Here is a 26,888-nt window from a genome sequence, read left to right as displayed (position 1 = left end):
TCGCTGGCCGCCGAAATCGGACGAAGACTGCGACCTCAATAGCCGCCATCCCGCCGGAATTTCGTCGGCGTGTATCCGGTCACGCGGCGGAAATCGCGCGAGAAATGATAGGGATCCGGATAGCCGCAGACGGCGGCCACCGCCGAGACCTTGGCATCGGGTCCAACCAGCAGGCGTTTCGCTTGGTTGATCCGCTCGTGGCGCAGCCAGTCCATCGGCGTCGTTCCCACCATATCGCGAAAGCGACGAAAGAGTTGCGACGGGCTCAGCCGCGCAAGCGCCGCAAGATCGTCGATCGTCCAGGGCCTGGCGAGATCGCCGCGCATCACTGACAGCACCTGAAGCAAACGGTCTTCACCGGACCTGTCCTCGGCCGGTTCGGCTCCGATCAGCCGTGGCGCGATCATGTCCGCCATCAGCCCCGCGATCGCGGCGCTCGACAGGGCGTCCGTCGCCGGCGAGCGTTCGGCAAGAAATCCGCTCACACTTTCGAACGCCGCCTGTGCCCTCCGCGGGTCTCTCGGCACGAACAATGGCGACTGCTGCACGCCGAGAAACTGGTAGAGCGCATCAAGCCCGTGTCCCTCGATCCCCATCCAGAGATAACGCCAGCTTTCGCTGTCGGCAGCGCAGCTATGCGCATAGGCCTGAGAGGTATCGAGCCAGGCAACACTGCCGGTTTCGGCAGGGAAACGTTGACCGTGCACCTCGATCAACCCGCGTCCGCCTGTTGTGTAGACGAAGACGTGCTGGTGGAACCGTTTGCGGATCGGCGCCTCGTCAGGGCGCGCCGTCCGGCTTCCGGCCACCAGCGCCAGATAGGGAAACGCACCTGCGAATTTTGCCGGGGTGTGGAAATGGATCTCTTCGCTTTCGGTCAGCATGCCATTTTCTGGCATCCGACGCGAGTTTTGTCCATCATCTTGCGACAGGGCGCCATTCACAGAGCTACGGCAGTGACGTTATCATGCAGCTTTATGCACGGAGAATTGCCCATGACCGAAGCCGCGCCGAATGGCGATGCCGCGAATTTCACCTTCGCGCCGCTGTCCCCGGATTTTGCTCGCGATCCCTATCCGACCTATCGCGCGCTGCGCGAAAAAGAGGGGCTGCACTACTTTGCGGATTTCGACATCTGGCTTGCCTCGCGCTTCGAGGACGTCTCGGCGATCGTCATGGACAAGCGCATGGTGCGCTCGCTCGAAGACCTCGCGACCAAGGAAGAGCTCTCAAAACTGCAGCGCGCCGCCAATTGGCACGACATGCCACACCACGAGCGTTTCGTGCAGTTCAGCCTGCTCGACAGCGATGGTGCCGTGCATGACCGCTTGCGCAAGCAGGTCTTCAAACTATTCACACCGGCTATGATTGCGAAGCTCCGCGACCAGATCCAGGCCTATGTCGACCGGCTGATCGATAGCCTCGCCGATCGCGGCGAGATCGACTTTGTCGATGATCTGGCCGCCCATGTTCCCGGCCATATCATCGGCCGCCTGCTCGGCGTGCCGGACGAGGACTGTCCGCAGCTGCGGATCTGGTCGGAAAACATCGTGCAGTTCTTCGACGTCGACCGATCCGACGCGCGCAAGGAGCTCGCCGAGCGCAATACGACCGAGTTCTACGAATACCTGACAGCGTTGAAGGCCGAACGTGAGCGGGCGCCGAAGGATGACCTCATCTCGGTGCTGATCGAGGCGGAGCGCTCCGGCGCCATGAACTTCGACGAATTCATCTCCACCTGCATGCTGATCCTGATGGCCGGCCACGGTTCCACGATCGATGTGCTTGGCAGCGGCATGCATTCACTCTTGCGCTTCCCCGAGCAGATGGCGCGGCTGCGGAGCGAACCCGGCCTGATCCAGACCGGCGTGCAGGAGATGTTCCGCTACGAGTCGCCGCTTCCGTTCTTCCACCGCCATTGCGTCGAGGACATCGAGATCTTCGGCCGTCGCTTCGAGCGCGGCACCAAGTTCGGCCTGCTCTATGGCGCCGCCAACCGCGACCCCAAGCAGTTCGAGAATGCCGACACGTTCGACATCGGCCGGACGCCCAACCGTCATCTCGCCTTTGGCGGCGGCGTGCATTTCTGTCTCGGCAACCACCTCGCGCGCCTCGACATGGATATCATCTTCAGCACCCTGCTTCGCCGTTTCCCAACCATCGAACTCGTCGACCGGGAGCCGGAATACAAGCGCGGTCTTTCGGTCCGTGGACCCAAGCGGCTGAAGATCGCCATCCGGCCGGCCTGATCCCATATCTCGACACCAACATACGCAATCGGAGAATACCCATGCCCAAGATCGTCTTCATCGACGCGGACGGCACGACGAAAGAAATTCAGGCGGAGATCGGCCAATCGCTGATGTCAGCCGCCGTGCAGAACGGCATCGACGCCATTGCTGCCGAATGCGGCGGCTCCTGCGCCTGCGGCACCTGTCACTGTTACATCGACGGCGAATGGAGCGACCGCCTGCCGGCGCCCGAGTTCCAGGAACAGGACATGATCGAGTGCGTCGTCAATCCGAACGAGCGCAGCCGCCTGAGTTGTCAAATCACGGTGTCGGCTGAACTCGACGGCCTTGTGGTGCATCTGCCCGCCGGGCAATACTGAGCAAATCCAGGAAAAGTGTGAAGCGGCTTTCCGTTCGGATTTGCGCTCTTTAAGCCAGATCGAGGCAAAAAGGCCGAAGCAACATTTCGTTGCTCCGGCCAGCACTTACGGGGAAGTTCTGATCGGCCGAGGCGGCATGCCCCGGCCGATTTTCGTTATTCGGCGAAGAACGCGAAGCGCACGATGAAGAGCGCTGCCACGAGCTGGGTTGCCGGGTGGATGACGCTCCACTTACCGGTGAAGACCTTCAAGACGACATAGCTGACGAAGCCGAAGGCGAGGCCGTTGGCGATCGAGTAGGTGAAGGGCATGGCGAGTGCTGTAAGCGCTGCCGGAGCCGCTTCCGTCAGGTCGTCCCACTCGACTTCCGTCAGTTCGCGCATCATCAGGCCGGCAACGTAGAGCAGAGCCGGGGCCGTCGCATAGGACGGAACGGCAGCTGCCAGCGGCGAGAAGAACAGCGCGGCCAGGAAGAGCACGCAGACGGTGAGCGCGGTCAGGCCCGTGCGGCCGCCGGCCTGGACGCCCGAGGCGCTTTCGACATAGGCGGTCGTGCTGCTGGTACCGATCAGCGAGCCGGCGACGATCGCGGTGCTGTCGGCGAGAAGCGCGCGGCCCAGACGGTTCGGCTTGCCTTCTTCCACCAGTTTGGCGCGCTTGGCGACACCGATCAGCGTGCCGGTGGCGTCGAAGACTTCGACGAGCACGAAGACGAGGATGACATGCAGCAGGCCGCCGTGCAGGGCGCCCATGATGTCGAGTTGCAGGAAGGTCGGCGCGATGCTCGGCGGTGCCGAGACGATGCCCTTGAACTCGCTGACGCCGAGGATCATCGACAGGACGGTGACGACCAGGATGCCGATCAGGATCGAGCCGCGAACTTTTAGCGAGTCCAGAACGGCAATCACGAAGAAGCCGAGGATCGCGAGCAGCGGGCCAGTCTGCTTGAGGTCGCCGAGACCGACGAGCGTTGCCGGGTTGTCGACGACGATGCCGGCGTTCTTCAGGGCGATGATGCCAAGGAAGAGGCCGATACCGGTGGCGATCGCGCTTCGAAGCGAATGCGGAATGCCGGCGATCAGCCAGCTTCGGACCCCCGTCACGGTCAGGATCAGGAAGATCACGCCCGAGATGAAGACAGCACCCAGCGCCTGCTGCCAGGTGAAGCCAAGCGCCGCAACGACGGTGAAGGCGAAGAAGGCGTTGAGGCCCATGCCCGGCGCCATGCCGATTGGCCAGTTGGCGACGAGCGCCATGACCGCAGAGCCGAGTGCCGCGGCAATACAGGTTGCGACGAAGACGGCATCCCTATCCATGCCCGTGCTCGACAGGATGTCGGGGTTGACGAAGATGATGTAGGACATCGTCAGGAATGTCGTGATACCGGCGATCACCTCGGTGCGCGCCGTCGTCTGATGCTCTTTCAGCTTGAATAGTCGTTCAAACATCTTTCCTCCCTTGGCGGCGTCACCACGACGCAGCCGAACGACAGTGAGCGGGAAACCGTCTCCTCCAGTTCCCGACCAGTGCATTTCGAACGCCCGGATGTTCCCGGAACGATCGCTTCGCTTTAGGCTTCGTGCCGGCTGGCGATCGTCCGCCCTCTTTCGGACGACGCGAATGCCTCTTGCACAGCCTTTGGATTGTGCGACTTCCGGACGCAGACCGCTAGCCGTCCATTCCCGGGATCGATGATGAAAGACTTTCAAATTTTTCGGAGAATTTGAGGGGCCGCTGGACTACACTTGCGGGGGTATTTTCCACCGTTCGCGCGACTGGATGTTGGGCCAAAACTAAGTTGGCGCGGCTAAGTGACTGAAATCCCTGAAGACGCCAAAAAATGTTGGGGCGCTTTTCCAAAAAAAGATGGGCAGACTGCTATTGGCGTGTTGCCAAGGCCATTTTTGGCGCGCCTCGCTTCTTCCTCGTCAGGCCCGCATATGTTGACAAAATAAACGACGATGCGTCTCCGCGCCATACCTTCGAGGCGGCCGCGTCGGCGCCTCACACCCGCAACCTCTGATAGAATGCAGAGCCCCCGAGCGCTATCACCCCGAACTCAGCGGGACCGATCGACTTCGACGGCTCTCTGCGGTCGCTTCCGTCTTGCGCCGCAGTCCGCACGCCGCGGTGGGTCAGACCTGCGCACCGCACACCTACTCTCCGGGTGATCGCCGGTCTTGCGCTTCTCCTAGCGTCGCGGCCTCGTCCTTCGGCGCACGGCGCTTCGTCGGTGCCGCCGGCACCTCGAAGCAACCGTTTTTCGACTGCGAATTGCCCTCCAAACACTCGAGTCTTGACGCTGAGCGGGCAGCAAAGTGAGAGGCCACGCAGTACATGCATCAGTTCGAAGTGTTGACAGCGCCACCTGAAGGAGTCATTTTGCTCATACGGTGAGCCTATTGCTCATGATTCGTGATAATGATGGAGACCACGATGCTCAGAGTCGGAGAAAACCGGATGAATTCCTCATGGGCGTCAATCGCCCGGCATGCCAATGCCGTCGAGCATCTGGCTGCCGACCTGCGCCGCGTGATCGACAGCAGGTCACTCCCCCAGTTCGAGGTCAGCGACGCGCCGGTCGTCGAACAATGGTTCATCGAGAAGTTCATCGTCCCAACGCTGGTCGGATATATTACGTATCCCGGCGAGCAGCGCGAGCAGAGCACTTCCATGGGCTTCACCGCCCCACTTCACCTCTTTTCCCTTCACCAAGGAGTCGCGCGCTCGTCCCAGCGCTGGTACCGCATCGGCCAGCCCTCTCCGGTGGCCGAGGACTCGCTGCGGCGATGGAGCTTAGAGGGGGAAATCTGAGAAGGGAAAGAGCTCGTCGTTGGGCAGGGCTCACTCCGAGCAGTTTCGAAAGGTCAGGCAGTCGCTGGTGCACTTCCTAGACAAGCCCACGAGGCACCAACCTATCCCGACTGGATCGCCAATCCTTGGCAGGCCGTGCCCAAATTGCCAGAAGAGGTTCACTCCGATGAAGTTCGCCTACTTGAGTGCACAAGATGCACAGAGACTGTCCACTGACTTGCGTGCGGTTGAGGGTGGTCTAGTCCTGCCAATGTCATTCGACACCGCCCCCATCCTTGAGGCCCACCAGATGTATTCACGTAGGACCGCCTGCCTCTCGGGGTACGTCTTTGGTCATCCGTCTCTGGGCGACGGCCGTGAAATCATGACCAGCCAACTTATCTACATGGACACAGAGGCCGGGATCGCACGCACGGTCAACCGTTGGTACCGGCTCGGGCATCCGGCTGGGACTGGAAGAGCATGATGCTGGCCTGCAGGAAGCGCGACTTCGGAACTTGCGAAGTCGTCATCGACGTTCCCGGCACGGATGAACCGTCCTTTGAAGAAGGAACGGCTCGCAGTTGTGCAAGCGGCGTTCTCGCGATTTGACATCCGCTCGCACGGCATGTCCCGCAGCGGCCGCGCCTCGCGGTAGTGCTCGACTTAGGATTCAAGAGGGTGACCTGTGACAGACAACCCGCCATCACATGACCGCCACTTTCAACGCCGACAAAAGGCGGCAATCGCCGGGCTGCATTTGCCCACGGCCGAGGAACTGCTCCGGGGGATGGCCTTCTTCCGCGAAGACCTGGCTGACGACATCCGCGAATACTCCAGCCGATTGTCCGGGCGCGTTAAGAAGCGCAAGCGGACTGGACTCGAACTTCTCGCTACAAGCCTGGACGAGCTCGGCGTCGAGCAGAGCGAGGATGGCGTGCTTGCGGTGGAGGCTGCTCTTGATCTCATCGATGATGCTCAGGGATTGCCCATCGATGAATGCCGTTTGCGGTGCCGCTTCTACCGGGCCTTCTTTGGGAACGGCCAGGCAACGGCCCTGATCGCTGGTGAAATCGCGCATCTAGCTTCTGGGGAGCTAGGTCACGCGAGGGGTCTTGACCTTCTTTCACGTTCGCTCGGTTGGGCGATGCAGTCCCGCGAACTCAACCGGCGCCAACGAGCGGGCGTCGTCGTTCAAAGGTATTCTGATTGGTTCGGCCCCGAGGTCGAAACGTACTCTGTCCACTTCAGAAATGCGATCAAGTCAGGGACGGTCGATTATCAGGAACCGCAGGATTCAGCACGCGACGGTCCTGCGACATCAAGCTGGAACGACGATTCCTCGGAACACCATGGGCGACCTGCCGACGGAGTAGTCGTTATCAGTGGCATCGGAAACGACACCACGGCCGAGGGTAAACGAGTGGAAAGGGAGTTCGCGAAGTTCAAGCAACGTCCGTTGCCGCTGTCCACCATGCCCGCGCTGGCCGGAATTCGTTCGCGGCTCGTCGCGGAGTTTCCCCATGCTGGAGCGGTTGTTGACAATGTGCTCGAAGGACTCATGGGCCGGCCGACTGTCCGTATAAGGCCAATCATTTTTCACGGGTCGCCCGGAGGTGGGAAGACACGCTTCGCCAGGCGATTGTCTGAGGAGCTCGGTACTCCCTATGAGCTAATTTCGTGCGGCGGCCTTAGTGACAGTGCCATCGGCGGTACCGCCCGGAGGTGGTCGTCGGGCGAACCGAGCCTTCCGGTCATGGTCGTGCGGATGCACGAATGCGCCGGACCGGTTGTTATTCTTGATGAGATTGAGAAGATTGGGACCGGCCGCCATAATGGCAACGTGCACGACGTGCTGATCGGATTGTTCGAGCCCGAGACGTCGAGACGCTGGCATGACCCTTACCTTCAGGCCCACTGCGATCTGTCACACGTATCCTGGCTGATGACCGCAAACTCGGTGGAGCCGATCCCGGCGGCTTTGCGGGACAGGTGTCGAATTCTTTCTTTTCCGGATCCGGAAGCTGACCATTTGCCCGTCTTTGCAACGCGAATCCTTGAGCGGCTGTACATCGACGCGGGTCACGATCCCCGCTGGGCGACGCCGCTTGAGGGATTCGAGCTGAACGCATTGGCGAGCGTTTGGACAGGTGGTTCGCTCCGAAAGCTCGAACGTCTCGTCGAGAGATTGCGAGAGGCGCGCGAACGCGCGAGGCGGCAACAATGAACCGTCGGTAAACCGTAGGCGACATGGGTCGTCTCGAATCGGAGCAACGCCTCGTGGAAGTACCGTCCTAGATCGGCGACTTGGCGGCGAATGTTTGAAAAGGAGGCCGGCATGCCTCGCGGTGGCAAGGACGAGACGACCAACGCAGACGTTGAGCCGCTCGGGGAAACGCCGGACGACAACGAAACGTTTGCCCAGGCGCTGGCAAAGGCGGGCTTCAAGCCGGCCAACGTCGGGCACCGGGTCATGTCCCCGGGGAAACGCAGGGAGACGCTGAAGAAGCGGCCTTCAGGGAACGCAGACAAGTAGCGTATGAGCGCGACCAGCCTTCCAAAACCTTAGCTAAAGCCCGTACGAGCTGCCCGTTTTACTCGATGTGAAAACTCGACCAGATCGAAGACTAGGGGATAACCGGGCCCCCTTCCGTTTTGAAGCGCGTGGGAAGTGCCGTCTCAACTCAGATTTTTGTCTCGGTGTCTGTGGCGCCGCCCGGCCTGGCGAGGGCGACGCCGGGGCCGTGCTGTGGCGTCGCGTCCGTGAACGCCGCCCCCTTCTGCTCCAAAGCGCGGCGCACCTTCTCGACCGCGTCGACGAGGACGTTGTTCTCGCCATTCTCGATCCTCACGACGATCTGCCGGCTGACTCCAGAGAGTTCGGCCAGTTCCGCCTGGCTGAGTCCGACGAGCGCGCGTGCGGCCCGAAGGACTCGCATGATTTCCGACATCGAATCCATGCGCTGAACAGGCGGCACTTCCACAAATTTGTCAACAATTATAGGATTCGGCTTCGGCGTGACGCGTTAGTGGGGCCTCGAGGTACCGAACCCGCGCCCGCCGAAGCTGCCCTTGGAATGATCAGTTTTTCTAGCTCTCGACGAAGGAGACCATCGGCCAGCAGCACGGCCTCGGATTCAGAACCCTCCTTCAAGAGAAGGAGGTATGCTGGGCGCAAAGGGAACACCGTCCAAAGGACGGTTAGCGACCTCTCCTGGGCCGCTTGGGTGCATCGGGAGCATCGGCTTGCGGCCGTAGCAGTATCAACTGGAGGGAACCCGACGCATGATCCGTCATCGTTGCCGGCCGCGCTATACGCGTGTCCTTGATCAGGCTGCCCTGCGGCTGAAATGAGCGCCTCAAGGCCACTTACATCAGGCCGCTTGGGCCAGGTGCTCCTAAGGTCGGCCCGTGTTGCCGACGCCCTGCCGTGGCCGAACGCACCAAGATCACCTTCCTCAGGCAGCCGCACATCACGCAGTCGCCGAGTTACTTAGCCAGACCGGTCTCCTTAGTGGTATCCGCGTTGCGTTGGAGTTGATCGGCTGGATTTGGGATGTCGACGAGAGATTCTACACCTTCGCTTGCTCAAAGGCGGGCTGCTGCCCGTAGGCAGCAGTGTGCCAGTCAACAAGAAGACAATTGTTTCGCTCGCTGTGCCGCGCTTCGCATGGCAACTGAAACGCGCCTCGCCAGATCCCCCGCGCCTGGGCTCGCGCTTTGTCCTAAGCATCAAGGTACTTTCCACCACTGTATCGCGACCAGTCAACTGCCAGGCCGTTCTCGACGAGCCGGCGATTCACCTCTGCTCCATCAGCGTCGTCGACGTTCAGCCATGCTGGCCCGATCTCGACCTCCATCCCCTCGACGTGCGCTCCGGATAGTACCCACGACCGATATACGTGCAGCCGCTTTCGCGCCGCCATAGACGGGGATATAGAGCCAGCCGTCTGGCGCGCGTCCCGCCCGAAGGACTCGCATGAGTTCCGACATCCAATCCAGTCGGTGAGCGGGCTGGCACTCCGCCAAATTTGTCAACAATTATAGGACTCGCACAACGACGAGTTAACGCCACCCATCCGTTCACTTCCAGCACGTGAGAGAAATGTCGAGTACGCGACTTCATTCTACGGTTTGGAAGTCGGCGGGTTACTGCCCCAGCCATTGATACTCGGCGATCGAAGCTTTGCCAGACCTCTTATCGTAGAGACAAACCACATTGACCATCCTCTTCGTCCTAGGGCTCTTTTCGCGGAGCAGCACGGCGATCTTCCCGGTGGCATCATCGAAGACAACTGGCGCGGTGGCTTCGGGCGACACCATGCGAGACTGCCCGATGCAGGTTCCGTTCGCCTTGGCGAAGAGGGCATTCCACGCTGCATCGCTTGAAGCATTGGCCAACGGCGCGAAGGAAAGCAGGCCAACGGCTGCGGCAAGGGTGGTCTTCAGCATCGGGAAAGTCCTCATGTGATTTCGAATCGGGCCGGATGTCGGCCGCCAAGTTGTTCGCGGCAAACGATGGCAGCATGAGGGCTGCGCCTGAGCCTTCGTCTTACTAAGGTTAACACTCTGACGACTTCAACCTAGTCAGGAAACAGATGTCGTGGTCCGCACAGTTGGATTGTCCGGACTGAGTCGCCAGACCGCGTCGGCCTTTATAGGAGTATCACCCGACGGAACATGCATTGAAGGCGTCGACGCCCAGGGGCCACGCGTCACGTTGGCCGCTGATCTGACAGCGTTGCAATCAGCATATCCGTAGATCGTCCGCGCGTTTTGACGAAGCCTGTCATCTCGGTGGACACATCGCCTGGGCAGCGGACACTGTGACGAGATTAGGCCTTTGCCTTCGGCTTTTGGCGCGCCATCAGGGCCTTTGTCGGAATGGGTGAGGACGCAGGCCGTGGGTAGGAGAGGCCCGCCTGCGTCCTCTCGCTCAAGGCTGTGACTGTGGGCGCGAGTCGACTTCCGAGCGATTGTGCGATTGCCGCCTCGCGAAGCTCTGCCTTAGGGGGTAGCGAGGGTTGCGTCTTTCCCCCAGCATTGCTGAATGCTGGGCGGCAAAGTCCACCAATTAGGCCATATAAAACAGAATGAAGTATTTAGTAAATTGCACGTTGGTATAATCAACTCATACTTGGATATCAACGCCGCTATTCTGCAAGACTATACCATCGGATAATAGTCAAACTCGCTCTCTTACCCGATTCTTGCAATGCAAATATCGAAGGAGTCCAGCGATGCACTTGCCTTCAGGGATCCCGCCTGCGCCGCGCACAAAGCGCGCACTGCGCACCTTTGCTGCAGGAGTATCTATCGTGTCGGCCATCTCAGCAGCAGCCAATGCCCACGATGCCGAGCCCTCCCCTGGGCAACCTTACGGCTGGTCATACCCATCGGCTTGCTGTTCCGACTACGATTGCCGGATGGTAACCGGGCACGCGGTTTCCGAGCAGCCCCAGGGATACGTGATCGTGCAGACCGGCGAGACGATTGGCTACGAAGACGGCCGCATCAAGCAGAGCCCGGACGGGTTATATCACTGGTGCTCGGCTGCAGGTGCGCATGATGGCCGGACCATCTGCCTGTTCGTACCGCAAAGACAATTTTAGGGCGCTGAAGCGATCTATGGTGCCATCCCGAGCGCGCGTATTTGTCCCTATTACCGCCCTAACAAGCGGATCGTTTTTTTGATAGCCAAGCAAATGAGCAACCCGACACAGATTAATACGAATGAACAATAGATAAATTAATTGTAATACAGGAATATTAGCGAAGCTGAACTACCTCCCTGCTAGAAACAACAGACCAGCTTTTTTATGAGGCGAACCCTCTATTGAGGAGAACCGATATGGCTGAGAAACTTGCATTAAAAATACGCTATCGACTAAAGAAGCCAGCCAAGAGAGAAGGTCACGCTGCGCAGCGCGTCATCGAGTCAGTGGCGGACGATCTGAACGCCCTCCTTGCTCCTGTCATGGGAGTGTTTGCTGACCTTCAGGAAGAGAAGTTCGCTTCTCCCGAGCAGCGAAGACGTTACGATCTAGGTATCTCGTGTATGCTTCTGTCACGACTGTTGGTACGCCAGCTTCTGGATTGCGCCAATCCCCGACAGCTCAGGCCTGTGAATATCGATGTCGGCCAGTTTCTGTCCTCTCTGGAGCCAGCCCTTAGAAGCGCGCTTTCAAGGGATGTCCGCCCATGTTTCGACGTGCCCCGTAACCTTCCCCCCATATATTGCGATCAGCAATTGATGGTACGGGCCCTGCTTAGTCTCGTTCTTGACGCGCGGACCGGGATGCCAAACGGAGGAGAAGTCTTGATTTCGGCGGGGGTCGACCTGCTAACCGAACCGCTACGCCCCATGATCCGTTTATCAGTTTCAAAAAGGAATGGGTGCGAGTATTCATCACACGCGGGTGGCAATGAAAACTGCCCATTCGAAACTGAGATGCGGGGAATGGCAGTTGTACGACAGATAGTGGAAAATCAAGGCGGGAAACTTGCTGTCGGCGGATCGTTTCATACCCCTCCAGGCGTTCACATGTGGCTACCGATCGGGTCAGCTACTAAGTGAGTGGCGCAGCCGCCCGGCATTAGATTAGCTGAGCGGCTCCACAGCGATCCGATCGAGCATTCACACTTCGTCTACTGGCATCGGGGGCAAGTCACCCCGTCTGGACATCAACTTCTTCAAGCAACGCTTGTCTAAAATATGGCGGCATCGAAAACGCTAGCGTCACGCCATGCTCGCTATTCTCCTTTGCCCAGAGGAACCCATTATGCCTCTGAACGATGGAACGGCAGACGGAAAGGCCAATGCCCATGCCGTCATTCTTCGTAGTGTAGAATGGATCGAAAATCCTCCCACTTCCCTCTGGGCCAAAACCGCCTCCCGAATCTCGGACGGAAAGCTGCACCTGGCCGTCAGAAAGGTGCGTCGTCGCAATCGCGAGTGTCCTGGGACGATCACAGACGCTCACCATCGCATCGAGTGCGTTTCGCACTAGGTTCATGATCACCTGCTGCAACTGAATGCGATCTCCAAGGACGCGATGCAATCCACTGTCCAAATCGGTCGAAACCATCACGCGTCCCCGCTGCAATTCGCCGCGCAGCAGTGCCAACACCTCATGGACCGCCGCATTAAGGTCGACGGCTTCAAATTCTGTTTCCCTGTTGCTAAACAGTGCTCGCAACCTCGCAATCACGTCGGCAGCTCGGCTACCGTCCCGAATCGTACGGCGCGCGGTTTCGCGGGCGCTATCTATATTGGGAGGATCGTTAGCCAGGAACCGGAGACAGGTATTGGCATTCGTTATGATGCCCGCGAGTGGTTGGTTCACCTCGTGAGCTATCGACGCCGTCAATACTGCAAGACTGCTCACTCGTGAGACATGCGCCAGTTCTGCGCGGGCCTTACCAAGTGCCTCATCCGCAGCACGAAGCTCTGTCGTATCCTGCACAGCGGCCAAACATTCAAGTTGTCCGTCCTGATGGGTAATCACGCGTCCGAACGTCCTTACATTTTTCACGCGCTCGTCAGGCATGCGCAGCCGGATCTCGTATCCGATGTAGCTTTGTCCATCACGCACTCGAGCCATCTGTGCCGAAAGGAGCGGTAGGTCTTCGGGATGTACTCGCGAGCGGACTTTAGCTACCGTCATTGGCTCGGTATGTTCGTATTCGAAAATTCGATACAGCTCCCTGGAAAAAAACACTTTCTCCGTGTCGACGAGCCAAGAGAAGCTGCCCGTAGAACTCAGTTGTTGTGCCTCGGTCAGCACAGTCTCACTGCGCCGCAGGGCGGCTTCCGTCCGGGACCGTTCAATCGCAATGCTCGCGATGTGCGTCGCGTGCGCGATGATGTTCTGGTGCTTGGCGGACGGAACCGCAGGTTGCCGCTGATAGAGGCAAAGCGTGCCGAGGACGTGACCATCCTTGGTACAAATAGGCGTGCTCCACACGGACCTCAGCCCATGCTTCAGAACGTGAATGCGAACGGGCGTGTTTTGCCAGCGCGGATCTGAATCGATGTCCTCAGCAACGACCTGGATTTTTTCGCGCGCTGCGATGGCGCACGGTATGCCGTCACCGCTGAGTGAAACCCCGGCAATCGGTTCCGTGTACTCGGCGGGCAATGACGGTGCTACGCTGTACTCGATGGCGGGAACACTCCAGTCGATCGGATGAATATCGCAGTAGCAATGTGTCGTGCTCTCTTCGACGAACGCGCACAGAGCCGACAAAACCTCGCGCACTGGGGAACCGGATGCGATGATCTCGAGCAAGTGCTTTTCACGCGAAAGGTTGGCTTCAGCCCGCTTGAGATCATCAATGTCGGTGTTGACGCCATACCATTTTACGATGTTGCTCGAGCTGTCCCGCAGCGGATATCCGCGGAAGAGAAACCAGCGGTATTCGCCGTCGAATCGGCGAATACGGGCCTCCGCTTCTCCGGACTTGCCCGAAGCCATAATGACTTGCCATTTGTCGATCAGCCCGGGGAGATCGTCGGGATGAACTGCCGAGGTCCACTGCCACCCCTCGGCCGCCGGCGCCGAACTGCCGATATAATCAAGATAGTACTGGCTCAAGAAGTCGGCAGCACCGTCAGGGCGTGAAGACCAAGCCATCGCAGGTATGTTGTTGACCGTAAGCTTGGAGTTGAAATCACTTTGGAGCAATGCGTACTCAGCACGCTTCTGATCGTCGATATCAATGTGTACGGCATACCAACGAACGATTTTTCCAGTTGAGTCCCGGAGTGGCGATCCGCGAACGTGGAACCAGCGGTAGTTTCCCGAACTATGCAGGAATCGAAACTCCATGTCGAATGGAGCGCCTGTTTGCGTGGACGAGGCGGACGCTTCAAGTACCAGGGGCAGGTCTTGGGGGTGTATGAAGGGGGAGAGTCCCGCTTCTCTCAGCTCCGCAACCGACTTGCCGAAATATCTCGCGGCAAAGGCGTTAACGAACTCGGGTTTGCCGTCGGGTGAGAGAACCTCGATCCCGACCGGAATGCAGTCCACAAGCTGTCGTGCTTCGCGCTGGCAATCACCAAGCGAGCCTTCGGCCAGCTTTCCCTCGTTTATATCAACGAGCAAATGCAGCCATCGTGATGCATGTCCCTCATCGTCTGTCACGGGCAGTCCGAGAGTATTGAACCATCGATAGGTTCCATCTCTCCGACGATGCCGACTTTCACTGTTGTAGGGGGCCCTATTCTGCCAGCCATCGCCCGACCCAACGAGCGTATGTTCTGGTTCACCAGAACGTGCGGCGGGAGCGTCCCAGCGACTGAACCCTCCGAACCGGTCACCCAAGTCGTCATGAGCCAGCTGATTTGCCGTCTCGATCTCTCCAGACGGTAAAGTAACAATTGCAGGCACCGGCATGTTTGCGACCAGCACAGAGAGGTCGACCAGGCGCTTGCTATGCTCTCCGCTGCAGAGTGAATTGGGGGCGTCACTGCCGAAGGCGCACCATTTCACAACTTTGCCCCCGTCATCCCGGATCGGACCAAACTGAACCGAAAGGAGACGGAAACCGCCATCGGCGGATCCCACACGGGCTGTAAATTCGCCGGAGCTACGAGAATCCAACAGGACTTGCCAACGTTCCTGCAATGCCTGCAGGTCGCGTGGATGAAAAGCTTGCTGCCAAGCGGACCCCAGCGCATCCTCGTGGCGCTGGCCCGTGTAATTGGACCAACGTTGGCTCGCGAAATCCACCTCCCCGTTGCACCCCGCCGTCCAAAGGATAGACGGCAACGACCTCAGGACGCGGTCCAGATCGATTTGCATGATCAACTCACTCGCGTTCGTCGCTCGGAGTATGAGCAACCAAGGCGAAACTGTCCATTGTTCCTTGGTGTAGGGAAGTCGCAACCCTGGTAAACGCTATCCGCGGATTGGAGCCGCGCGGCTTTCACCAAGACAACCCAGTGCGACTCAAGAAACGCCTCTCTCGCAACCTGGAAGAATGCCCCTGCTCTCGCAGGTGGCAGGCTTACGAGGGGCATTCTCGATCAATTAGGCAAGAACCAATACGGAAACCTTTAGCCGACGACATCGCTAGTTCCGGCCCATGCATTTAACGTTATGTTACCAAGGAAGCATTGGACGTAAAACATGCTGTCGACATTACATGTAGTTACATTACTCCCCCCTAGTCGACATTATGGGGATACATGGGGAGCGGAGTATAAGAGCGTTGCCGACGATCCTTCTCGGGAGGTCTTGAGAAACGTTGGCAGGGAGTGCCAGTGTTCCAGCTATCGATCAACCACAAGACCTAGTCTTGAGTTGTCGGGGCAGCTTGGGACACTGGCTGCTCCATAAGTAGTCAGTGCCGCAACAAAAGCCATCGGCCAAGAGGCTCCAGACCGGAGCGCGGCAGCCAAACCGTTTGTCACGAGTACTGCAACAATCCGAGGCTATTCGGATTTTCGTGTGGAATCGGGAAGCAAGATCATCCCATCGCGCTGAACTGCCCCGGCTGTCGATGCGACTTTAGCGACGCGCCCGGCAAAATTGCCCACTCTCACTCGGCGTTTGCGAGAAGGCCACGACGGCGACGCTGTGGCGTCCGCCCGGACAGCCAGTCCTTTACGCGTTCGGCATGTTCTTTCGGGGCTTTGGAGGCTGCTCGTGCCGCTAGGTTTGCCAAGGTGTGGCCGCCCATGACTTCCCTCGCCCGTTTTTCCGCCTCGATCATCACCGCGTGGATGGAGCAAACACCGTCCTCCGCCCAGGCGGGGATTTGGTCGCCGAACACCGCGCACTGACCACGAATCTGCTTGCATTCGAAGAGTGCCTTGCGTCCGTCGATCGCTTCGGTGACCTCCAGCACAGTGATGTTGGTGGCGGGACGGGCAAGCGCAAACCCACCTCCAATTCCCTCTCGGGCGGCAACGATGCCCGCCTTTTGGAGCTTGGTGAAGAGCTTTGCGACGAAGTCGGTGGAAATCTTCTGTAGCTCTGCGAGATCGCGAGCACTGGCTGGCTGGCCGATTTCCTCAGCTTCGACCAGGGTCAGTAGGCAATGGAGAGCGTATTCTACGCCTGCGCTTACGTGGGCCATAGTGCACCAAAACAACGACAAATACCGTCGTAGATAACCTCATTTGCGGTTTCCCGCAAGCCAATAGGCGTCGCTGCTGCGTTGACAGTGCGTTTCCAAATCCAGGCACGATTTTCGTTTGCCCGATTACTACGATCAAGTTAATCGGAGTTAGGCGACCATTTCAAATCATCGCCGAACCGTCCCCATGGGGACTAATGAAACTGTCATTTGTCCGGTGCCTTACCTCGTCCAGCCACTGGCGACGACTTGCCTGAGGAATAGAGAATGCGTGAACGAATTCTGATTGTTGGAGCCGGTTTTGCCGGAATGTGGACTGCTCTCGGTGCCATGCGGCTGTTGGATCAGCAAGGAAGGGCTGACGGGTCTGTGGAGGTCGCGGTGATAGCCCCCCAGCCTGAGTTGCACATTCGCCCCCGCCTCTACGAGAAGCATGCCGCTCAGATGAAGGCCCCGCTGTCGGAAATCTTCGCAAACGTTGGCGTGCGCTTCATCCGCGGCCATGCGATGTCTATTTCTACGGAGACCAACACCGTCACGTATGCGGATGAGGACGGCCTGGTACTATCGATCAGCTACAGCAAGCTTGTCCTTGCGACGGGCAGCGTTCTGCACCGTCCTGACATTCAAGGTCTAGTCCACGCTTTCAACGTTGATCAGCTTGCCGATGCCGCGGAACTGGAGGATCACATTTCCCGATTGGCACGACTGCCGGAAACGCGCGCACGCAATACCGTCGTCGTTGCCGGGGGCGGCTTCACTGGCATCGAAACGGCGGCCGAAATGCCCCACCGCATGCGTGCAGCACTCGGTGATAACGCTGACATCCGCGTCGTAATTGTCGAGCGCGCACCTGCGATCGGACCGGACCTTGGCCCCGGTCCGCGTCCGATCATCGAGCGAGCCCTCTCGGAATTGGGCGTCGAGACGCTTCTACTGTCCCCAATTACGGAGATTGATCCCAAAGGCGTCACACTTACGTCCGGCGAACGCATCGACGCGGCCACTGTGATTTGGACGGCCGGTGCCCGCGCGAACCCAATCACGAGCCAGATTGACGCAGATAAGGATTCCTTCGGGCGCCTTCATGTCGATAGAAACCTCAAGGTGATCGGACACGAGAACGTCTTCGCCACGGGCGATGTCGCCTGCGCCGCAACCGACGATAACGGCAATCGAACCATGATGAGCTGCCAACATGCACAGAATCTAGGCCGCTCTTCCGGGTACAACGTCGCCGCCGACCTTCTGGGCGTTCCCCCCATCCCCTACAGCCAGGAAAAGTACGTGACCTGCCTCGATTTAGGTCCGTGGGGTGCGGTTTATACCGAAGGGTGGGATCGTCAGGTGAAACTCACCGGCGCAGAAGCGAAGAAACTCAAGACGACCATCAACACGACATGGATCTATCCGCCGAGCGCCGATCGTGCAGCAGCTTTGGAGGCTGCCGATCCGCTTCGCGTCGTTGTGGCCTGAAGATAAGGGGAAACGCCCCTACCTGGTCCGGTATGACATGGTGTCTAGAGTTCCTCGTGGCATCATCGCAGCCGGACCGGCACGAGTGATCGGACCTACCTGACCGATCACTCGAAGTCATTTGGAGGAACATGCCGCTTCCGCTTCCGAGGTGATCAAGTTCCTACTTGCCAGATGTGAGAGGGTTCCTCTCGCGTGCGCGGTCTACCAACTTAGAGCGAAACAACCGGTGCTGGCTTTCGAAAAGGAAGGGCCAAGCATAGCCCTTAAAACGAGGACAAGATATGCATCTGCAATGAGAAAGTGATGGCCAGGTTGAACCAATCGGCCATTCTTCTGAGATCGGGGGTTCGTGCAGCAAATAAACGCGCCGTCCCTTGTTTCCTAGTCACGAAGTTCTTTCGGAATGTCAGCAACTCTACTGCTCAGCCCTAGTTGGCACGCATTATGCCAGATGGAGTGTGCGCGCAATCGCGGCGTTGTGTCGATTGGAAACGGCCTCCCGCTGCGGTCTGTAATTATTGTGTTCCAGCCCTCCGCATCCAAGTCCCTCCATTCCACATTCAAATGCACTTCGGAGTGTGAAAACAGGTTCCGAAGGGCTTGAGAGGGCAGCGTTGAGATAAAATCAACCTCACTCGGTACGACACTTTGATCGATCGGCAGTGGTTGATCCGATCTGACGCGCACCCAGGCGACGGTTTCCGCTAGGAACCTTGCTTCCAATCCGACTCGTGCAACAATCTCGCGACGACTGATGCCGGGCGCACGGGAGGGCGCGGAGAGCTGTTCATCGGTCATATTCATCAGGAGCCGCGCGAAGTACGCGGTCCCTTGCCTCGCCAGGCTCAAGTCGACATGGGGGGCAGAAAAATGATCATAGCGGGCGCCTGCGCCCTGGCGCGCGCGCAATTGCGCGCGCGCAGCTTCTTCTCGGTCGCTCATCTGTCATCTCCCACAACCAGTGTTCGGGCGAAATTTAGGCGCTCCATAATGGGCGCATCGGAGAACCGGAAGAGGTCGAACTGGGTTTCCGCGTGGAGCGACCATTGAACCCATGATGGAATGACAAAAATGTCGCCCACATCCAGCGCCCGCTCATCGCCATTGATCACTACGGTCCCCCGCCCGTTGAATACCTGGAAAACGGTTGATCCAACTTCGTGGCGTGGCGCAGTCGAAATGCCTGCGCGCAGCCGATGAAACTCGCAGCGGATCGTTGACATCACGTCACCCCCGGTGGTCGGGTTGACGTAGCGTATAGCAGCGTGGCCCTGTGCAACCGTCGCTGGATATCCTTCCTCTTCCAGCAGAAGCTGCTCGGTTAGGGCGCGATCGGTATGCTCCCAGCGGTACGCCGCCATCGGTGAGTTCGCAGTGTCTTGCAGTCCGGATAACGGCCGTAGCCCTGGATGTGCCCACAATCGCTCCGCCCGCGAGAATTGAGGCGTGGCGTAATCGGTGACGCGTTCTGCGCCGAATTCGAAGAACCCGACGTCGTTCTGAAACGAGAACGGAATGTCCAAGCCATCGATCCAAGCCATCGGATGATCGCTGTCATTATGGTGGCCGTGAAAAAACCAACCGGGTGTAAGGAGCAAGTCGCCGCGGCTCATTCGGACCGGGTCACCGTTCACAACAGTCCAGACCCCGGCGCCCTCAACGACAAAGCGAAACGCGTTTTGGGCGTGCCGGTGCTCCGGCGCTGTTTCTCTCGGACCAAGGTATTGGATAGCACACCAGAGTGTAGGACTGATGTAGGCATTGCCGCCCAGGCCGGGGTTTGCCAACCCGAGCGCACGCCGCTCGCCACCGCGCCCGACGGGGACGAGTTCTCCAGACTTTTCCGCCAACGGAAGCAAGTTTGCCCATTTCCAGATATGCGGCACCGCCTGAGGATTCGGTTGCCGCGGCATAAGGTTCCCCAGCTGCGTCCACAGCGGCGCAATGTGTTCACGCTCAAAACCAGCGTAAAGGTTGCGCAGCTCTTGAGTATCCTCGGGCTGCCCGGAATGGGGTTCAACTTTCTCTACAACCGATCCCATGATTGTTCCTCCTCGAACCGATTAGGATGCGTCCGGCTGCGATTGCGGCGCAGCGTTGCGGAATGCTGGTATTTCGTTCAATGCCTTGAAAATCCTTGCTACGGTGGGCCAGGATTCGGTGTCGATCTGGAAGCGAGCGTTATTCCAAACCTGCGCATACAGGCAGATGTCAGCGACGGTCGGTGTGTCGCCGTGGCAGTAAACCCCAGTGCTCTCATCAGCAGACAGGGTTTCTTCGAGGGCATCGAAAGTCGTGGCCACCCAGTGTGTAAACCACTCTTTCTGAGATTCTTCGTCAGCGCCGAAGGCCGATGTCAAATGCTTGAGGACACGCAGATTGTTAAGCGGATGAACTTCGCAGGCGATCATGTAGGCAAGCGAGCGGGCTCGAGCGCGTCCGTCACTATCAGCAGGAAGAAGTGGAGGCGTCGGGTGAGTCTCCTCGAGCCACTCCACAATCGCGAGGGACTGGGACATGAAGACGCCATCCTTGCGCTCCAGCACCGGGACGAGTCCCGCTGGGTTCATCTTCAAGAAGTTCGGCTGGCGAGTCTCACCGCTGCGGAGAACATAGGACACGTAGTCGTAGGGAATGTCCTTGTAGTTGAGTGCCGCCCTCAGCCGCGTCGAGGCGGACGATCGAAAGAAATTGTGGAGTTTGAACATGGCGAAGCGCTCACTCAACTGTGGTGGTGATTGTGCCGAGCCCGTCGATATCGACGACACACACATCACCTCTGACAAGCGGGCCCACGCCCGCAGGAGTCCCTGTCATGATCAAGTCGCCAGCCTCCAAGGTCTGCGAGTGCGACAGGATCGATATGATTTCCGGAACGGACCAAATAAGTTCGCTAAGGTCAGCGTCCTGCTTCACGGTCCCATTTACCGTTAGGCGGATGGAGCCTGATGAGAAGTGGCCGACCTCTGCAACTCGATGGATGGGCCCCACCACAGCGGAATGATCGAAAGCTTTTCCTTCATCCCAAGGACGGCCTTTGTCACGCGCCGCAAGCTGCAGGTCCCGACGGGTTAGATCGTTTCCTACCGCATAGCCCCACACGTAGGCGAGCGCGTCGCCAATGGCGACATTCTTTGCTCGCCTGCCAATGGCAACGACGAGTTCGGCCTCGTAGTGGAAGTCCTTGGTCAAAGGCGGATATACGATCTTCGCATTGTCATCCACCACGGCGTCCGCGGGCTTCGTAAAGAAAAAGGGCGGCTCCCTGTCCGGATCCTTACCCATCTCGCGAGCATGGGCAGCATAGTTGCGTCCTATGCAGAGGACGCGTCTAACCGGAAAGCGGTCGTTCGTTCCCGCTACGGCGACGCTTGGCGTGCTCGGTGGTTGAAAGACGTACGACATCAATTTTATCCTTTGTGATGGGTTTAGGCGGGCGAGCTCGATCAAGCGGCAACATGTCTTACTGTCGCATCTGGACACCTGAGAATCCTGACTAGACGGGCTCAAGAAAACTAGCTGCAGCTGCGGCATCGCTGTGCTGTGCACCGTACAGCCAGTCGAGCGCGTCATACCATTCCTCTTGCGACTTCGCTGACATGATCGAATTTCGCAGGGCCGCATGGACGCCGGCCGGGTGATAAATATGGTCGCCAATCGCCCTGGACGTTAATTGGATACGCGCAGTTCGAACCCGGCGCCGGTTCTGGTACGCCAACAGAGCTGACTCCGGATCCTCTGGCCGTGCCGCCACCTCGAGAGAAAGTGCTACGCCATCCTCCATCGCCATGCATGCTCCCTGGGCGAGGTATTGCAGCGTGGGGTGTGCAGCGTCACCGAGCAATGCCACACGACCATCAATCCAGGTGTCCACTGGATCGCGATCGCAAAGAACCCAAAGTTTCCAATTCTGCCCGTGGCGAATAATGCTTTGAGCACGAGGATGGACGTGACTGAAAGCCTCAAGCACTTCTCTATCGGCGACGGGAAGTCCCGAAACAGGCGCCGATGCGTCGTTGTGGCAGGTCACCACGAGATTGAAGGTCTTCCAGCCCGACAGCGGGTAGTGGACGATGTGGCATTTAGGGCCTGCCCATAGAGTAGCTGCATTCCAACGCAGGTCCTCTGGCATTTGGTCTGTGGGAATAACGCTACGGTAGGTGGTATGTCCCGTGACTCGCGGCGCGCCGTCGCCCACCACTTTGTTTCGGATGTTCGACCAGAGACCGTCCGCGCCGATCAGGATCGCCCCCTCAACGGACTCGCCCGTCTCCAAGATCGCTCGGACACTTGATCCGTCCTGCTCGTAGCCAATCACATTGCAGCCGGTTCGGAGATCGATCGACGGGTTCGACCTGCATGCGCGGACGTAGACACCGTGGAGGTCGCCACGGTGAGCCACAGCGTAGGGATTACGAAACCGATTTCTGAACGCCTCGCCAAGATCTATCTCAGCAACATCCTCGGCGGTCGTCGCATCGATTAGCCGGAGTTTGTCAACATAGACCGCCATTCTCCGGGCGTCGTCTCCAATGCCCAAGTAATCGAACGCATGAAATGCGTTCGGTCCGAGCTGCAAGCCAGCGCCGATCTCGCCAAGGACCGGAGCTCGCTCAAGGACCGTAACTTTGAAGCCGTGCTTCGAAAGGCCGACGGCCGCAGATAGGCCGCCGATCCCACCACCTGCGATGATAATTGATTTAGCTTTTTGCATCATTTCCTCCTTTACGGGTTCGAGGTACTGCGGTTGACCGCGGCTCATGCTTTCCCGTTCCGATCGATGGGTTCGATCGGGTGTGGCTTTCGCTACCGCGCGAGGGCCCAAGAGCTTTCCGGGCTATTTTGGAAGGAGACAGGCACCCAGTAGGCGGTGCCATGTGCGGCGTCTAACGCAGGTCCGCACGGCTTTGCATACGGTGAGTTACACACCGCGACGCAGCCTGCTGGTGCTGTGCCAGGGACTCGTTCAGCGTCTTTTTCACGCCTTATCGATCAGTATACGTCTCATTTGGCACTATCACCTCCTTCCCACTTGCGGCGGCTGTTGCGAACGCTTTCCTCTTCGGCTTAAAATCGCATGCGCGCGCAACCTCGCAACCAGCGGGGTCGCAACCTGAAGAAGCCAAAAGCACAAGATCGTTTGCCCACATTAGCAAACGAGAATTTGGGTACCCTGCCCAATTGCCAGGACAACAGAGCGCACCACACGCTCCGTCTTCCGGTATTCCCGCTCATAGTGCCGACGGGTAATTGCCGGCGCAGAGCGATCGGCTGATCTTCGCTACCGCCTGGAGCGGTTGAGCGAAGTCCACCCGGTTTCGCTAATCCATCGTGCATTCCGATGCATAGGAATCGGTATGACCAACAAGTGCGGTCTCAAAAGGCTTCATGATCGTTCGGCCTTGCTCGTCTTTCTCAACGTTTGCAATGTAGTAGTTCTCGATCGGATACTGGTTGTTGTTGAACTTGAATGGGCCTCGGATTGATTTGAAATCGGCCTTCCGGAACGCTTCACGCAGCGCAGCCTTGTCCTCGATCTTGCCTCCAACCTGCCCAATCGCAGCATCAAACAGTCTTGCCGTGTCGTATGCCTGTGCGGCGTATCCGGAAGGTAGGCGTCCGTATGCCTTTTCGAAGCTTGCTACGAATTCCTTGTTCTCCGGATTATCGATCTTCTCGGTCCAAGCCGCTGCCGCCGTTGCGCCGATTGGCGCGTCGCCCACGGCAGGAAAGATTGTCTGATCGAAGGAAAAGGATGGACCGTAGAGCGGGATAGACTTCTTGAGGCCAGCATCGTCGTATTGCTTTATGAAGCTAATTCCCAGGCTTCCCGGATAGAAGAAGAACACGGCCTTCGGCTTTGCGCTCCGCAACGCTGCAAGCTCGGCAGCGAAGTCAAGCTGATCAAGCTTTGTATAGACCTCTTTGACGATCTCTCCTTTATAGAACCGCTTGAAGCCCGCGATGAGATCCTTCCCCGCAGGATAATTCGGAGCCATCAGGTAGACGCCGGAAATGTTTTGCCGCGTCATATACGCGCCCATGGCCTCGGCGGGCCCGTCGTTCTGATAGGACGGCACGAAAAAATAGGGATCACATTGCTTGCCCGCCAACTGTGAGGGGCCTGTGCCCACGCTGAACAGGAACGTCTCAGACTTCAATATCGGCTTAGCCGCCGCGAGGAGAACATTCGAGAAGTTCATTCCGACAACGATATCGACCTTGTCCTGCTCCACAATCTTGTCGGCCAGCTGTCGCCCCACGTCCGGCTTGGCCTGGTCGTCGCCTATGATCAGGTTGACGGGGAGGCCGCCGAGTTTGCCGCCGGACTTTTGAAGCCCCAGCTTGAAGCCGTCGAGCAATTCCGACCCCAGCATTGCGTTTGCTCCGGTGAACGTAGCAACGAAGCCGATCCGGACCTCTTCAGCTGCGTGCACCGGAGTAATGCCAGCAACGAAGGTTGTTGCAAGTAATGCTTCGCGGATCATGGTTTCCTCCCATTTGGCCTTGATCGGCCGTTGATGACTACGCATTCCACTAGAGTTACAGCCGTTGCGGCACGAAACGCCGACCAACGCAGGCCGAAAAAGACCAATATGCCATCGCCTGATTTTAGGCAGTATACGAATGGTTCGTATGCTTGTCAATTGTCTTCGCTGGCCCTGAGACGGCGAAGCTGTTGTTATTGGACCCCATGCCCCAGCCCCATTTTGCACTTGCGCAATCACGATACGTATGCGAATTATTAGTATACGTCGCATTCATGAACGAACGGCGAAAGCGGAAGCTCGCTGAGAGCGGCCGTTCCAAGCTCTTAAAATCAACGGCCGCGTTTTTCGTATGTACGACCTGATAAGAACCACTCGAAGGTGGTCAATCGTTTTCAAGGTAGAGGTGGGAAATGAACCATTTTGATGTTGTTGTGCTGGGAGGTGGATACGCCGGAATGACGGCGGCGGATCGCATCCTTAAGGCCGAGACAGGCGCAAGTGTGCTGCTCGTGGATGCAAAGGCTGAATTTGTTGAGCGTATCAGGCTTCACGAAATCGCCGCGGGCGCGTCCGAGGGGCACTACCCCTACGCCAGCCGAATGGAAATGCTTGGTGGCTCGTTTCTTCAGGGCGAGGTGGCGGCTATCGATCCCGATCGATCGACGCTGCTGGTTGCGGCTTGGGATGGCCAGCAAGCTGAAATTACCTATGGCTCCCTCATCGTCGCTATCGGAAGTCGTAGCAATCGCCACATGGTACCCGGGATCAAGCAAAACGCCATTTGCCTCGACAGTGTAGCCGAGGTACGCGGACTGTCCGAATGGGCCAGCACGTCGCGAGGTCGGCTCGTCATTGTCGGGGGTGGCTTAACTGCCATCGAGGTGGCTTGCGAGTTCGCCGAACAATATCCCGAGATCGAGGTCGTCATGATCGGAGCAGACGAACTTCGCCCCTCGAGCCTGCCCGGCGGATATGACCCGGCAGCGGTGAGACATCTCAGAGGTACTTTTGACCGACTGGGCGTCCGGTTCATCGAGAAAGCGCTCGTATCAGCGATCCATCCGCAGCAAGTGAAACTGCAAGACAGAGAAACCATAACATTCGACCGCTGCATCTGGGCCGCGGGCTTCGTAGTACCAGACCTGGCGCAGCGATCTGGTATAGCGACGACTGCGTCGGGCCGGATCGTCTGCAACCCGACCCTTCAATCCGTTTCGCATCGGAACATCTTCGCGGCTGGCGACATCGCCGAAGTGCATGCCGAACCGGGCGGGTTGTGCCGAATGAGCTGCGCGGCGGGCCGTCCCATGGGTGAGGCAGCAGCGGCGAGCGTCATCAACGTGCTTCGAAATGAGGCCCCCGCAGCATTCAAATTCGGGTACGTTTTTCGTTGCGTAAGTCTCGGTCGCAAGGACGGATTGATCCAGTTTGTCGACTTGACCGACCGCCCGATGAAGGAGATTTGGACGGGCGAGAGAGCTGCCCGCTGGAAAGAATATGTCTGCCGTCGCACGGTGGCGGGTGTTGGCATGGCCGAAGATCTGGAAGCTCCAGACACTCCGCCAGTGGCCGCCACTTCGCAGCAGGCTTTGATGTATCTCGCCGAAGGCTAATCTTCGCCGGGTGGGCTGCACTCGCTCCTGCACGCTCCTCATGGGCGCCCGGCACGAGTCCGGGCGCAAATACCATCGAGACACGATCGGCTACTGGATTATCGTGTGGGAATGCGTGTTCGAGGTGCCATGTTCACGTTGATCAAAAGTCCGAGCTGCTGCGTCCAACCTGGAAGGTGCGAGCTGGAACAGGAGACGAGAATTCCGCCAAGACGGGCGGCAGCATGTTCACAGAACATATCTGTGCCGTGGACCTCGCAACCCGAGCGCCAAACGGCGCGGACAGGAAACGCACCCCTCCTCGAGAGTGGCAGACGTCTTTCACCAGCCGAGCGGGCGATGCCGCGCCTGGCGATCTCTGCCGCCGATGCGCAAAGGGCGTTAAAGGTTGGCGACGGTCGAGGAATGCCCCGCCGGGACCTCAAGCAGTTCGCCCCCGGCAAGACGGGCGCGACGCCGCGGCGACGCTTGCGCCCATCGAGATGGCGCGGTCGCAGCCTGTCGCCGAGGACTCGCGCCCAAGCTCGCCGAAGCCTTTGGAGACTCTCGCGATCCACCCTCCCCCTGAGATCAGGCACCTGGCTCGAATTGCCCGCCTGCCGAAGATCGCCATGCCATAGGGAGCCAACTTCAAGATGCCGACCTTCGTTGCGCATTCCATCGCCGAGCTGTCGAGCAGGCCCTGAACCGTCGGCGTGAACTGCCTTTGCATTCGGTGTCCCGATGACTGCCGACTGCAAAGGCAGCAGACGTCGACGAACGAACGAGCCTTGTCTGAACAGACGGGTGGGAACTACGGCTTTCGTCACAAACCGT

The 26,888-nt window shown here is 58.6% G+C and carries 21 protein-coding genes and 1 pseudogene; 10 read left to right on the top strand and 12 right to left on the bottom strand.

What is annotated here, in order from left to right; translation table 11 throughout:
* Positions 1-35: 35 nt before the first annotated feature.
* On the bottom strand, positions 36-884 hold the full coding sequence (locus IB272_RS19835) for an AraC family transcriptional regulator (RefSeq protein ID WP_159416072.1): 849 nt from the start codon (positions 882-884) through the stop codon (positions 36-38).
* 111 nt (positions 885-995) lie between these two features.
* Between IB272_RS19835 and IB272_RS19830 the strand changes: the two genes are divergently transcribed.
* Together IB272_RS19830 and IB272_RS19825 are read left to right on the top strand one after the other, a co-directional pair.
* On the top strand, positions 996-2,249 hold the full coding sequence (locus tag IB272_RS19830) for a cytochrome P450 (protein WP_110818876.1): 1,254 nt from the start codon (positions 996-998) through the stop codon (positions 2,247-2,249).
* Between the two features lie 41 nt (positions 2,250-2,290).
* Complete coding sequence (locus IB272_RS19825) at positions 2,291-2,611, top strand: 2Fe-2S iron-sulfur cluster-binding protein (protein ID WP_043613820.1); 321 nt, start codon at positions 2,291-2,293, stop codon at positions 2,609-2,611.
* Positions 2,612-2,766: 155 nt separating this feature from the next.
* Here IB272_RS19825 and IB272_RS19820 read toward each other — a convergent pair whose 3' ends face one another.
* Complete coding sequence (locus IB272_RS19820; RefSeq protein ID WP_034799339.1) at positions 2,767-4,059, bottom strand: NCS2 family permease; 1,293 nt, start codon at positions 4,057-4,059, stop codon at positions 2,767-2,769.
* A 973-nt stretch (positions 4,060-5,032) separates the two neighbouring features.
* On the opposite strand from IB272_RS19820, the gene IB272_RS19815 reads away from it, so the two are divergent.
* The 4 genes and pseudogenes from IB272_RS19815 to IB272_RS19805 all read left to right on the top strand — a co-directional run bounded on the left by IB272_RS19815 (position 5,033) and on the right by IB272_RS19805 (position 7,940).
* Complete coding sequence (locus IB272_RS19815; protein WP_192444753.1) at positions 5,033-5,425, top strand: hypothetical protein; 393 nt, start codon at positions 5,033-5,035, stop codon at positions 5,423-5,425.
* A gap of 166 nt (positions 5,426-5,591) precedes the next feature.
* Positions 5,592-5,807, top strand: a pseudogene (locus IB272_RS35605) (hypothetical protein); the annotation flags it as partial.
* Between the two features lie 285 nt (positions 5,808-6,092).
* Positions 6,093-7,631: an AAA family ATPase gene (locus IB272_RS35600; RefSeq protein ID WP_192444751.1), complete on the top strand. Its 1,539-nt coding sequence runs from the start codon at positions 6,093-6,095 to the stop codon at positions 7,629-7,631.
* 111 nt (positions 7,632-7,742) lie between these two features.
* Entirely contained in the window at positions 7,743-7,940 is a 198-nt protein-coding gene (locus IB272_RS19805) for a hypothetical protein (protein WP_192444748.1), read from the top strand.
* A gap of 148 nt (positions 7,941-8,088) precedes the next feature.
* Here IB272_RS19805 and IB272_RS19800 read toward each other — a convergent pair whose 3' ends face one another.
* Together IB272_RS19800 and IB272_RS19795 are read right to left on the bottom strand one after the other, a co-directional pair.
* Positions 8,089-8,355, bottom strand: coding sequence for a helix-turn-helix transcriptional regulator (locus IB272_RS19800; protein WP_246810388.1), 267 nt, complete (start codon positions 8,353-8,355; stop codon positions 8,089-8,091).
* 1,198 nt (positions 8,356-9,553) lie between these two features.
* Positions 9,554-9,856: a hypothetical protein gene (locus IB272_RS19795; RefSeq protein WP_192444744.1), complete on the bottom strand. Its 303-nt coding sequence runs from the start codon at positions 9,854-9,856 to the stop codon at positions 9,554-9,556.
* An 866-nt stretch (positions 9,857-10,722) separates the two neighbouring features.
* Between IB272_RS19795 and IB272_RS19790 the strand changes: the two genes are divergently transcribed.
* The gene (locus IB272_RS19790; protein WP_348646796.1) at positions 10,723-11,016 is read left to right on the top strand and encodes a hypothetical protein; all 294 of its coding nucleotides are present in this window, start codon (positions 10,723-10,725) and stop codon (positions 11,014-11,016) included.
* Between the two features lie 239 nt (positions 11,017-11,255).
* A complete protein-coding gene (locus tag IB272_RS19785; RefSeq protein ID WP_192444740.1) occupies positions 11,256-11,981 on the top strand; it encodes a HAMP domain-containing histidine kinase in 726 nt (241 codons plus the stop codon).
* 91 nt (positions 11,982-12,072) lie between these two features.
* Here IB272_RS19785 and IB272_RS19780 read toward each other — a convergent pair whose 3' ends face one another.
* Positions 12,073-15,210: a PAS domain-containing protein gene (locus IB272_RS19780; RefSeq protein ID WP_192444738.1), complete on the bottom strand. Its 3,138-nt coding sequence runs from the start codon at positions 15,208-15,210 to the stop codon at positions 12,073-12,075.
* 739 nt (positions 15,211-15,949) lie between these two features.
* Positions 15,950-16,510, bottom strand: a complete 561-nt coding sequence (locus IB272_RS19775; RefSeq protein ID WP_246810387.1) for an Rrf2 family transcriptional regulator — start codon at positions 16,508-16,510, stop codon at positions 15,950-15,952.
* Between the two features lie 246 nt (positions 16,511-16,756).
* Between IB272_RS19775 and IB272_RS19770 the strand changes: the two genes are divergently transcribed.
* Complete coding sequence (locus IB272_RS19770; protein ID WP_192444736.1) at positions 16,757-17,965, top strand: NAD(P)/FAD-dependent oxidoreductase; 1,209 nt, start codon at positions 16,757-16,759, stop codon at positions 17,963-17,965.
* 384 nt (positions 17,966-18,349) lie between these two features.
* Here the strand turns inward: IB272_RS19770 and IB272_RS19765 are convergent, their stop codons facing one another.
* The 6 genes from IB272_RS19765 to IB272_RS19740 form a co-directional block, all read right to left on the bottom strand.
* Complete coding sequence (locus tag IB272_RS19765) at positions 18,350-18,910, bottom strand: maleylpyruvate isomerase N-terminal domain-containing protein (RefSeq protein ID WP_192444734.1); 561 nt, start codon at positions 18,908-18,910, stop codon at positions 18,350-18,352.
* Positions 18,907-20,010 (bottom strand): cupin domain-containing protein, encoded by a 1,104-nt coding sequence (locus IB272_RS19760; RefSeq protein WP_192444732.1) that lies wholly within the window; start codon positions 20,008-20,010, stop codon positions 18,907-18,909. Before IB272_RS19760 ends, IB272_RS19765 begins: the two co-directional genes overlap by 4 nt.
* Positions 20,011-20,031: 21 nt before the next feature.
* Positions 20,032-20,676 (bottom strand): maleylacetoacetate isomerase, encoded by a 645-nt coding sequence (maiA, locus tag IB272_RS19755; RefSeq protein WP_192444730.1) that lies wholly within the window; start codon positions 20,674-20,676, stop codon positions 20,032-20,034.
* Between the two features lie 10 nt (positions 20,677-20,686).
* The gene (locus IB272_RS19750; protein ID WP_192444728.1) at positions 20,687-21,373 is read right to left on the bottom strand and encodes a fumarylacetoacetate hydrolase family protein; all 687 of its coding nucleotides are present in this window, start codon (positions 21,371-21,373) and stop codon (positions 20,687-20,689) included.
* A 91-nt stretch (positions 21,374-21,464) separates the two neighbouring features.
* Positions 21,465-22,730 (bottom strand): 3-hydroxybenzoate 6-monooxygenase, encoded by a 1,266-nt coding sequence (locus IB272_RS19745; RefSeq protein ID WP_246810386.1) that lies wholly within the window; start codon positions 22,728-22,730, stop codon positions 21,465-21,467.
* A 559-nt stretch (positions 22,731-23,289) separates the two neighbouring features.
* Entirely contained in the window at positions 23,290-24,456 is a 1,167-nt protein-coding gene (locus IB272_RS19740) for an ABC transporter substrate-binding protein (protein ID WP_192444726.1), read from the bottom strand.
* Between the two features lie 413 nt (positions 24,457-24,869).
* Between IB272_RS19740 and IB272_RS19735 the strand changes: the two genes are divergently transcribed.
* Complete coding sequence (locus IB272_RS19735; protein ID WP_192444724.1) at positions 24,870-26,072, top strand: FAD-dependent oxidoreductase; 1,203 nt, start codon at positions 24,870-24,872, stop codon at positions 26,070-26,072.
* Positions 26,073-26,888: the final 816 nt, after the last annotated feature.

Source organism: Ensifer sp. ENS08 (genome assembly GCF_014852195.1).
In the GTDB taxonomy this organism is placed as follows: Bacteria; Pseudomonadota; Alphaproteobacteria; order Rhizobiales; family Rhizobiaceae; genus Ensifer; species Ensifer adhaerens.
This window is presented reverse-complemented; position numbering and strand designations above follow the sequence as displayed.